The organism is Collinsella aerofaciens (assembly GCF_028207065.1).
Lineage (GTDB): Bacteria > Actinomycetota > Coriobacteriia > Coriobacteriales > Coriobacteriaceae > Collinsella > Collinsella aerofaciens_AR.
Window position 1 is genome coordinate 223,148 of sequence record NZ_JAQLFP010000001.1, and the last position, 10,908, is coordinate 234,055.

Annotated in this window: 8 protein-coding genes; all 8 read right to left on the bottom strand. The window is 50.3% G+C overall.

Annotation, left to right across the window (positions count from 1 at the left end):
• Positions 1 to 1,691: 1,691 nt before the first annotated feature.
• On the bottom strand, positions 1,692 to 2,342 hold the full coding sequence (locus PMX72_RS01055) for an ATP-binding cassette domain-containing protein (protein WP_009243732.1): 651 nt from the start codon (positions 2,340 to 2,342) through the stop codon (positions 1,692 to 1,694).
• Between the two features lie 2 nt (positions 2,343 to 2,344).
• Entirely contained in the window at positions 2,345 to 4,300 is a 1,956-nt protein-coding gene (locus PMX72_RS01060; RefSeq protein ID WP_101629281.1) for a hypothetical protein, read from the bottom strand.
• Positions 4,301 to 4,381: 81 nt separating this feature from the next.
• Positions 4,382 to 4,696, bottom strand: coding sequence for a hypothetical protein (locus tag PMX72_RS01065; RefSeq protein ID WP_009243730.1), 315 nt, complete (start codon positions 4,694 to 4,696; stop codon positions 4,382 to 4,384).
• Between the two features lie 211 nt (positions 4,697 to 4,907).
• A complete protein-coding gene (locus tag PMX72_RS01070; protein WP_055287434.1) occupies positions 4,908 to 5,543 on the bottom strand; it encodes a HEPN domain-containing protein in 636 nt (211 codons plus the stop codon).
• A gap of 762 nt (positions 5,544 to 6,305) precedes the next feature.
• A complete protein-coding gene (locus tag PMX72_RS01075) occupies positions 6,306 to 7,760 on the bottom strand; it encodes a sugar nucleotide-binding protein (RefSeq protein ID WP_271729882.1) in 1,455 nt (484 codons plus the stop codon).
• A 13-nt stretch (positions 7,761 to 7,773) separates the two neighbouring features.
• Positions 7,774 to 8,796 carry a dTDP-glucose 4,6-dehydratase gene (rfbB, locus tag PMX72_RS01080; protein ID WP_271729884.1) on the bottom strand — a complete coding sequence of 341 codons (1,023 nt, stop codon included), beginning with the start codon at positions 8,794 to 8,796 and terminating at the stop codon, positions 7,774 to 7,776.
• 23 nt (positions 8,797 to 8,819) lie between these two features.
• Entirely contained in the window at positions 8,820 to 9,719 is a 900-nt protein-coding gene (gene rfbA, locus PMX72_RS01085) for a glucose-1-phosphate thymidylyltransferase RfbA (protein WP_271729885.1), read from the bottom strand.
• Positions 9,720 to 10,060: 341 nt separating this feature from the next.
• Positions 10,061 to 10,789 (bottom strand): acyltransferase family protein, encoded by a 729-nt coding sequence (locus PMX72_RS10265; RefSeq protein WP_334203753.1) that lies wholly within the window; start codon positions 10,787 to 10,789, stop codon positions 10,061 to 10,063.
• Between the last annotated feature and the right edge of the window lie 119 nt (positions 10,790 to 10,908).

Below are 10,908 nucleotides of genomic sequence, written 5' to 3' on the forward strand. Positions count from 1 at the left end.
TTGCATATTGATTGTCCTTATCCTTGAGATAGGAATCAATATGATCGAGTAGCTGATCAGCAGGCTCTTTTGACCGGCATGTCTCCATTATTTCCTCCTGCATAAACTTATAGCGAAAGATTTCCTTCGCTGCGCTAGATCAAACCGCAACCGAGGTCGCCCCGTTCACAACAATGATGGCATAAGCTCGATCGAATGAGTATTTGAGCGCCCCCCAATATTCGCGGTACGGAAACGTGCAAATACTCACTCGATGCTAGATCTGCGCTAGCGGCCGAGGCCATCGGAGAAGATCTGTTTGTCGCGGGCACGATGACTTCGCGTCGGTGATGCCGCCCCTTGTGATTTCAAGCTAGTTCGCCGTGGCGGCGTTCCTACGGGGGAAGCGTTGCGGCTCCTCTTTTCTGAATCTGGCAAACCACCTGTAAAGGCGCGACTCTCTCAAGTGGTTGAGCTTACTCAGTCTTCCGCGCTCATGTTGGACGAGAGGCACCGCTCGATGCGGTCGGCCCATTTGTTCCTGCGATTGGCGTTTGCTTGCATCACCGCAACCTCTTTGAATTGGCGTTGCAGCATGTTTGCCTTAAGAAAAACAAGCTGTTGAGACGCACCCATTTATACGCTTACGAAACGGCAACCATCGATCATCCCTTATTATTCGGAGTTAGAAGTATCGCCCCACGACGCTAAGCCGGTGACCATCCAGTGACTTTTGACAACAAAATAGACATCGCCAATCTGATTGTCCAAGCATTCATCGGATTCTTTACCTTGGGGACCTTGATTGCCGCATTGCGGCAAAGCAGCCAGAACAAAAGGAACAGGGAGGACGACATCAAGCGGTATCAGCCATCCCGCATATCGGCATGGTACGAAGGGGGTCGAAACCGAACCGATCAGCCCAAGGACAATCGATTCGTCTGGCAGTTAGTCGTGCTTCGAAACGAAAGCGAGTCCCCCGTCTACGACGTAATCGTCACCTGTGTCGGGATTAGCGGAGCCGGCCCCTCTTTCAAAGGAGAGGACAACCGTCCCGCTTTTCCCGACCGCGTCTGCGTCGGCACGCTTCCTCCTGGAGCATGGTACACATGGCTCCCGACGGAAGGGCACGGAATGGGAGTACGCACGGCACCCGAAACGGCTTTCACCGACGCAAACGGAACTTCGTGGGTTCGGCGAGGCGACGGAAGTCTCGAGGAGATCCCTATGGAGCCGACCTCGTTCTACAGGCTGCCCCTCCCCTTGACCTGGTACGGATGCAAGAAGCTGACCGAGTAGCCCCTTGGCATCGTCGCTTTAAGCATTGGGTTTTCCGGACTGAGACGCGAACTTTCCCGGCCGTTCCGGATAACGGGAAAGTCAGAATCATTCGGGTTTGCGGGGCGGGAACGCGAGAGCGACTCCGCCCTTATTTTTCGATACACCCATAAATTGAAGCGAGATCGGCATCATCATCTCGAAGCACTTACTCACAGATCCATATGGTAAAGGTAGCAATTCACTACCTTTTGTACTAAACTTGATATAGAAAATCCGATTATCCGCATAAATACAGCATTTAAGGGCTGTTCATCACTTGAAAAAATAAGTGTTTTACCACGAATTTACCATAATTGAATATGAGTCTTGATATGACGAAATATAAAGGGAGATTGCACGTATAATAAAACCGCGTATCTCCCTTTAACAAACTATCTAAAGTTTTCTACATTTATAACTCTGGAAAAACAATCGCACAAATTCATGTTGTGAGTGACCATGATTATAGTAATGCCCTTTTCATTTAATTCTTTCAAAAGTTTCATCACTATCAATTCGTTCTCTTTATCAAGTCCAGAAGTTGGTTCATCAGCTAATATAATCTGACTTCCTTGCAAAATCAATTTAATAATTGCAATTCGCTGTTGCTCTCCACCGCTTAACTGATATACTTTTTTGTTAAGCATGTCACTTAGCTCAAATTGCTTTAAATACTTATTGATTAGTTTCAGTTTTTCTTCTTTTTTTACTTTTTTATATTCAAGAGCTAATTTTAAATTCCACAACACGCTTTCATCTTCTATTAGTCCATAATTTTGAAATAGATAGCCTATTGTATATCTTCTCAAAATCATAGCATTTTTACCGTTCATGGACAAATTTTTATGACTATCAATAGTGATTGTTCCCTCGGATATATCAGTAATCAATCCTATTATATTTAAAAGTGTCGTTTTACCTGCCCCGCTTTTCCCTACAAGCCCCACAAATTCGCCTTTTTCTATTTCTAAAGATAAATTTTCAAATAGAACCTGATTTTTCCCATATTCTTTTTTGACGTTCTTTAATGTAATCAATGACATACTTATGCCCCCTTTTCAATCTCATATAAAGCGTTTGAGATATAAATTCTATAAAGCAATTCGCAGAATATGTAGTCAATAAGTATAATCGCAAAAAGGCAAGCAAAATAATAATTTATAGCAGTTAATACGCCTGATATAATTATTTCGATTCCCCAAAAAATATACCGATTTTTCAGTGTCCTAAAATGAGAGAATCCTAAAATCTCTTTTGCCGCATATCTCTTTCGATTTACAAAAATGTCCACATAATTTGAAATATACAAAATAAACAGTAAAGACACTATAAAGACAATCGTAAACATAGTGAGTGTTTTAAGAACGAATGTCACATTTTCAAGTTGCATTAAATAAGGTGTAAGTAATGTTCCAGCTGTAACTAATTGCTCTAAATCATATTCTGATAACAAAGAAGAAAAATCTTCTCTTGACTCCATTTGAAAAAATAAACACCTTGTATTTAAAGAATCCAAATAGTAAAGTCCTGCAAAATTGCCCGTATCAACAATGATAACAGGATTAGCCATATCCGAAAAACCATTTTCTGTATTGACTTTTATCGTAGAATCATCGTCTATATAAACAACATTAAATTTATCAATAGTTTTTTCTTCTCCCGGTATTCCATAAAATTGATTGTAATTCATCAATCGGAAATATTCTTGCTTAATATATTCGCTAATAGAATTTTCATCATTCTTATATTTATGTGGAACTAATACTGTTGGTTCACTAAATATATCTTCTCCCAATGGTTTTCCACTGAGCTGGATATTTGAAAATTCATTCAGATAATTTCTATTTGCAATAACAAGCTGTTGTTCATAATAGGGGCGTGATGTCTGCAAACCACCGTCTGTCCTAAAATCACATAGTAGTGAATGGTTATGATTATACATCTCTAATGTTTGTTCAGAATATTTTTCTAATATGTCTGTGTTTGCTAACGCATAATCATACTCCGATGAATTAAAACCATTAGCGGTATAATATCCGTCCAGATACTTATAATCTAAAACAGCTTGTTGGCTTTGTCTAAATGAGTTCCCCTGATTCAGCAATGAAATAATAGTGATAGCGATTATTACCGAAAAAATTATTTTTATAGCCTGAACTACAATATTTGTGCCGCTATTTAAAGTCTTATTTTTTATCATTGCCTCTAAAGAAACAAACTTAATTAAAATACTTGTAATTAAAACACAAAGTATATTTATAGCTAAAACACCAATAAAGAACAGTACACTTGTTGCTAAATAAGAAAAATCATATCTGTTTGTTAATGCGTAATATAAATTTAGCAAGAACAGTAATACTAAACATATTACAGCAAAATATTTTATTACACTGGTAATTTGCTCCTTTAAAATATGTATAGTAGAAAAGCCCATGCTTTTTTTAATACCTATTTTTTTCAAACTATAAGACGTATAAATACAGTATATGATTTGAAGTACAATAAATAAGATTACAAAATTCAGAAGATTCAATTCTAATACCATACTATACGGAATAGCGTCATTTTCAAAGTTATTTATTGCGACGGACAGTTGAGAAGCTATCTCTTTAATTGCGTTAGCTGGTAAATCTGTATAGAATACACCAACACTATCTAAAAAATCTTCCTTTTGCAATTCATGATATTGAAACAAAATAGAGGAAGATATAGGCTGTTTTTGTGTAAACTCATTTAATGGATAGCAATATAAATCATAAACAGATTTATCTGTGGAAGTGAGCGTATTGTTAATGAGTTCTAATTTATTTTGAGAATATTCTTCTGTAAATATTGTATAAAATTTGTCGAGAATTTCTGGCGATGTTTCTTCTAAAACATACCCTTTTAAATTCTCAGTAGCAATGTTATTCTTTTCATAAATGTTGTAAATAGAAGTATTAAAAATATATGCAAAGAGTATGACTTCAAGGAAAATAAAAATCTTTAAAAATTTTTTCATAACATACGCCCCTTTCTTTGAAGAAATGTATAAAATAGGGCGGGACAAATAGCCCCGCCCTAGGTGTTTGAACTATTTTACTTAATATGGATAATAATCATAATAAGATGTTTCGTTCGCCCACCAAACTCTCTTTGCATCTTTGTAAGCGTAGTTTGACTTGAATCCACTGGTATATGTATCTCCGCCGACCTTTACAGTTGCCTTTACCATGTAGTTGCGACTAATACCTGCTTTACGCCCAATTTCGGAATATACAATGGTGTCTGTTTGCCCTCCATTGTAGTACAAATCTCCACCCGCTACATCAATAGCCCACGCTGTAAGTGGAGCGCCGACAACCATAACTGCTGCTACAAGACCAACTACTTTCGTTCTCAACTTCTTTGCTCTCATTCGATAAACCTCCTTTCTCTTTTTTACTTTTTGATAGTTTTATGTCACGTACTGTTTTTACTAACCTCAACATAACATATATTTCATTAAAATTACAGGTATCTTAATTAAGCTGTTAAAAAATAATCAACAGCTGTTCTGATTAACCGGCTAATACAACCATGATTCCAACCACTGGTTTTACAAACGATAAAGACCAGCTTCCAACCACTTATTTACCATTCTCGACAAGATAATCGAAGTCAATCAGCTGAAGCTGCTCTACGAACTTCTCCAAATACGAGACAACTTCCTCGTCATTCACGAATAGCGGCCTGTCCTGCGTCAGTCTGCCTGATTTGTCCTGCGGATAGCGGAGACTGATGCCGTTGTCATCGATTTCGGCAATGGCTTTTACAAAAGCACCCATGTTCTTGATGGTTGTATTGTCTTCACGGCACTTTTGCCCCGGAAACCTCGAGAGCAAGGAGTTCCACAGGTTTGTAAGGCTGTGGTCTTTCTTAGGCTTAGCCCCACATCTTTTTATCGCCCTCTTGATTGAAAGCTCAATACAGTGCCTTGTGAGGAACATCACCGGAATCGCGTAGGAATGTTCCAGCATCACATACATGCCCGGCCTGTCGGTCGCTCTCCTCCCGGCGGCCGCAAGCTCCTTGGCGGCATTGAGGAAGGATCTAATGAACTCATCGTCGAACCTGTCGGCTTTAAGCTCGTCTTTCACCAGGGCAGACGAGTCCAACAGCATGAAATTCCTCAAAGTGGGGTCATTGAAGCCATGCATCTGAGGCTTCATGACCTGTTGATCCTTGTATTTAGGGAACACATGGTCATTGAACACGCTATCCATCAGAGAATCCCTCCTGTCTTCGCGTCTATCCTCGCCCCCGACTTCGAGTCGATGAACTCGTCCACAGCCTCACCATAATAGACCAATAGATAGTACATCTGAGCTGATGCGGTGCCCACAGCGATGCCAGAAACTCAGACGCCCATGAATGGCGGGGAAACGTTACGAGATGGATAACGCTCCAGAGCGCATAAGGTCCGGCTACTTTGCTCGACCGGCGACGAAGCCCCATTACAGTCAGAAACGAGCTATTCGATACCCCGTTGATGCATTTCCCGGTGTCGCATACGATGCAAGCAAGCCCGTCTGGGCCGCCGATCGGGCGCCCGCGTACGGCCGTCTTTCCCTGCCCCGAAGAGGTCCCGGGGGGTATTGCCGACGCAGGCGTCGCCGTTTCAGACGACTGATAGGAAACTGCCGGACCTCAGGGAAGATGGCCACGGCCAGGTAATGTGGGTGTCGCGGGAAACGGCTTCCGATCGACCGACGATTGGAGGATACCATGGCCAACAACGCAGCGCCCGCGAGGAGGGCCGTCCTCTAGCTCGATGTCGGGAAGTCCTTCCACTGGGCCTGCATGCTCACCCGGGACGGGCAGGTCGCCGTCAACCGCCCCGTCGCGAACTCCTAGCATGAGCTCGACAGGCTGTTCTCGCTTGGTGACCACCACCGCACTTACCGGCACAGAGCTATACGCCAGGCACAAGAAAAGCCGCCGTTAAAGAACGGCGGCTTTGATTCTCGCATATTTATTAAGAGCGACTAGAGCGTCTTGAGGTACTCCCCCAGCTCTTCCTCCCAGTCGGGCATGTCGAAGCCTGCGGACTCCAGCTTGGACAGGTCGAGCGCGGAGTGGACCGGGCGCGGTGCGATGGGGCCCTCGGCGTTCGCGTAGTAGTCGGCCGTGGAGACCGGGACCACCTTGCCGCCGTTGCCGTTGGCGGCCTCGAAGACCTCACGCGCGATTTCGGCCCAAGAGGCGACGCGGCCGCTGCCGGTGCAGCCGTAGGTGCCGTAGGGGGCCTTGTTCTCCAGCACGTGGAAGATGGCCGCGGCCATGTCGCGCGTGAAGGTCAGGCGTCCCAGCTGGTCGTCAACGACGGTGATCTGGGTGAGCTTATCCCCCGGGTCGGCGACGCGGTCGGACAGCGCCTTCATGGTCTTGACGAAGTTGTGCCCCTCGCCGATGACCCAGCTCGAGCGCATGATGTAGTGGCGCGGGCAGCCGGCCACGGCGATGTCGCCTGCCGCCTTGGTCTGGCCGTAGACGGACAGCGGGCTGAGGGGCTCGTCCTCGTCATGGATCTCGGCGGTGCCGTCAAAGACGTAGTCGGAGGAGACGTGCACGAGCGTGATGCCGTGCTCGGCGCAGGTGCGGGCGAGGAGCGCCGGGCCGGTCGCGTTGGCCTTCCAGGCGATGACACGGCCCTCGGGGGTCTCCGCTTTATCCACGGCCGTGTAGGCACCGCAGTTGATCACGGTGCCGTAGAGCGACCAGTCGTACTGTACGTAGGCGTCCGGGTCGGACATGTCGAAGGTGTCGATGTCGCAGAAGTCGAAGTCCTTCGCGACGCCGCGCTCCTCGGCGAGCGCGCGGACCGCACGGCCCAGCTGGCCGTTGCAGCCGGTGACGAGCGTGCGCTTCGGCGCCATGGGGACGACGTCCTTGAGGTACGGGTGGTTCAGGTCGGCCTCGGATACGGTGGCCAGATTCAGCGGGATCGGCCACTGGATGTCGAGCTCGGGGTCGGCGAGGTTCACGAACGTGTAGGTCTTCTTCAGCTCGAGGGACCAGTGCGCGTCCACCAGGTAGGTGTAGGCGGTGCCGTCCTCCAGGGCCTGGAAGGAGTTGCCCACGCCGCGCGGCACGTAGATGGCCTTCGAGGGGTCGAGCACGGTCGTGTAGACCTTGCCGTAGGTGGCGCTGCCCTCGCGCAGGTCCACCCAGGCGCCGAAGACCGAGCCGCGCGCCACGGAGATGAACTTGTCCCAGGGCTCGGCGTGGATGCCGCGCGTGACGCCGCGGCTGTCGTTGTAGGAGACGTTGTTCTGGACGACGCGGAGGTCCGGGATGCCCAGCGCGCACATCTTGGCGCGCTGCCAGTTCTCCTTGAACCAACCGCGCGAGTCGCCGTGGACGGCCAGTTCGACGACCTTCAGGCCCTCGATGCCGGTCTCGGTGACGGAGAGGTCCTTCTCGAATGCGATGTCTGCCATGTCTCTGCTCTCCTTACTGCCCCTGCGCGCGGTAGCGGGCCTCGGTGGCCTCCTTGGCCGGTCGCCACCAGGACTCGTTGGCGACGTACCAGTCGATCGTCTGCTTGAGTCCCTCGGCGAAGTCGGTGTGGGCCGGCCTCCAGCCCAGCTCGCGCTGGAGCTTGGTGGAGTCGATGGCGTAGCGGCGGTCGTGGCCGGGGCGGTCGGCGACCCAGTCGAAGTCCTCGGGGTCGCGTCCCATGGCCGCAAGGATCATGCGCAGCACGGTGATGTTGTTCTTCTCCCCGTCGGCGCCGATGAGGTAGGTCTCCCCCATGCGGCCCTTCGTGAGGATGTCCCAGACGGCCGAGGAGTGGTCCTCGGTGTGGATCCAGTCGCGGACGTTCTCGCCGCGGCCGTAGAGCTTGGGGCGGACTCCGTCGATGATGTTGGTGATCTGCCTGGGGATGAACTTCTCCACGTGCTGGTAGGGGCCGTAGTTGTTGGAGCAGTTGGAGATGGTGGTTCGCAGCCCGTAGGTGCGGGTCCAGGCGCGCACGAGCATGTCGGAGGACGCCTTGGTGGAGCTGTACGGCGAGGACGGGCGGTACGGCGTCTCCTCGATGAACTTCGCCGGGTCGTCGAGCGCCAGGTCGCCGTAGACCTCGTCGGTGGAGACGTGGTGGTAGCGGACGCCGTATTTCCTCACGGCCTCCAGCAGGCGGAAGGTGCCCTCGACGTTGGTGCGCAGGAAGGGCTCCGGGTCGGCGATGGAGTTGTCGTTGTGGCTCTCGGCGGCGTAGTGCACGATCGCGTCGTGGCCGGGGACGAGCCTATCCAGCAGCTCGGAGTCGCAGATGTCGCCCACCACGAGCTCGACGCGGTCGGCGGGAAGGCCCGCGATGTTCTCGGGGTTGCCGGCGTAGGTCAGCTTGTCCAGGACGGTGACGTGCACGTCGGGGTGGTTGTTCACGACGTGGTGCACGAAGTTGCTGCCGATGAAGCCGCAGCCGCCCGTGACGATGATGTTCCTGGGCTCGAAGAGCTCTTCAGACATATCTGTATCTCCCATTGAATCGTTTAGTACTCGCGCGGGCTGTTGACGATCTCGCCGGCGGCGACCTTCTTCAGGTGCTGGCCGTAGACCGACTTGCCGTAGGCCGCGGCCGCCTCCTCCAGCCGCGCCGTGTCGATCCAGCCGTTCTCCCAGGCGATCTCCTCGGGCACCGAGACCGGTAGGTCCTGGGAGTGCTCGACGGCGCGGACGAACTCCGCCGCCTCGTGGAGCGACTCCATGGTGCCGGTGTCCAGCCACGCGTAGCCGCGGCCGAGGGTCACCACGGAGAGCGTCCCCTCCTCCAGATACATCTGGTTGAGCGTGGTGATCTCCAGCTCGCCGCGTGCGGAGGGCTTCACCTCGGCGGCGCGGGAGGACACGTCGCCCGGGTAGAAGTACAGGCCGGTGACGGCGTAGGAGCTCTTGGGCTCGGCGGGCTTCTCCTCGATGGAGACGGCCCTGCCCTCGCGGTCGAACTCGACGACGCCGAAGCGCTCGGGGTCGTCCACGTGGTAGCCGAAGACCGTGGCGCGGCCCGACTCGGCGTTCTGGACGGCGCGCGTCAGGTGGCGCGACAGGCCGTTGCCGTAGAAGATGTTGTCGCCGAGCACCAGCGCGCAGGGCTCGCCGCCGATGAACTCCTCGCCGATGGTGAAGGCCTGCGCCAGGCCGTCCGGCGAGGGCTGCTCGGCGTAGGAGAGGTTCACGCCGAAGCGCGAGCCGTCGCCCAGCAGGCGCTGGAAGTTGGGCAGGTCGGTCGGCGTGGAGATGACCAGGATGTCCTTGATGCCCGCCAGCATGAGCGTGGACAGCGGGTAGTAGATCATGGGCTTGTCGTAGACCGGCAGCAGCTGCTTGGAGGTCACGAGAGTGAGCGGGTACAGTCGCGTGCCGGACCCGCCCGCGAGGATGATGCCTTTCATTTAATCTGTCCTCTACAATCGAAATGCGCTTTAGATCGAGTGATAAATAAGACTTGGGTATCCTATTTTGCTAAACCCCCTCATTCTTAACGAAATAGGCAAGGTAATGACTGCGGAATATGGCTACCTGAATTGCCCCTTCCATTTTTCAATGCTCGACCAAGGGAGATTGATTCCGGTTATTTCAGGTTGGTTAATCCAATCAGCCATTTTGAGTAAAAAGTCATCTTCTCGTTCGAAAACAGGAAGTCCGGTATCTTCACCGATGATCGCGTGCCAAATGTTGGTAATGGACTCACTTTGCTTTAACGCTATGAAAAGCGCCAGTATCGAAAATCAATTTATAATCCCACAATGATGTGAATTCGTTCGGGCAAATAACGACCGCAAAGTGATACAAGCGAATAAGATCCGGCAAGAGTTAGCGCCCAAACAGCAAATGTCGAAACACCAAGTGGAATGACGAATAATCCAAGCAGTTTCCAAACGGCCTTGAGAACAAGTATATGGCAGAGGTAGATTCCAAAAGAGGCGTTCCCAAGGTCAACAAGCAAAGTAGAAGATAATCGCGACTTGAATGATCCCGGAACCGCCATAAGAAGCGCGATCACAGCTAAAGAGGTCGCGGCAGAACCGAGCTTAAGCTGAGTTGTGGCCATATTGAAATCGCCAGTCAAATACCACCAGAAGCCTGCGACCTCCTGAATTATTAAAAATATAAAGAGCACTGCAACAAGCTGAGTGGTTCGTCCTTCAATGAGCGCAGCCCAACGCCTCCAGTCGAGACCGAAAACATAAAAGATGAGCCACATGGGGCAGAAAACCTGTATTAGAGGCAATGCGATACCGGCAACGGCAGCGAGCTCCCTTAGAAGCAAGCAAGCCGGTGTCACACAATAGACAAAGAACCTATACCGTGAAAGGAGCCTGAACAGTACCGGAGTAAGCAGCACAAGCTGTGAATGGACCAATAGATAGTACATCTGAGCCGATACGGAGCCCACGGCGAACGCCAGAAACCCAGACGCCCATGAAGGGCGGGAAACGCCGCAAGATAGATAACGCTCCAGAACGCATAAGGTCCGGCAACCTTGCTAATGCGGCGTCGAAGACCCATTACAGTCTGAAGTGGGCCACCGATAAATTTCGATGGCGAGCATTCGGCGCATTGCCTACGATACGGGCAAGC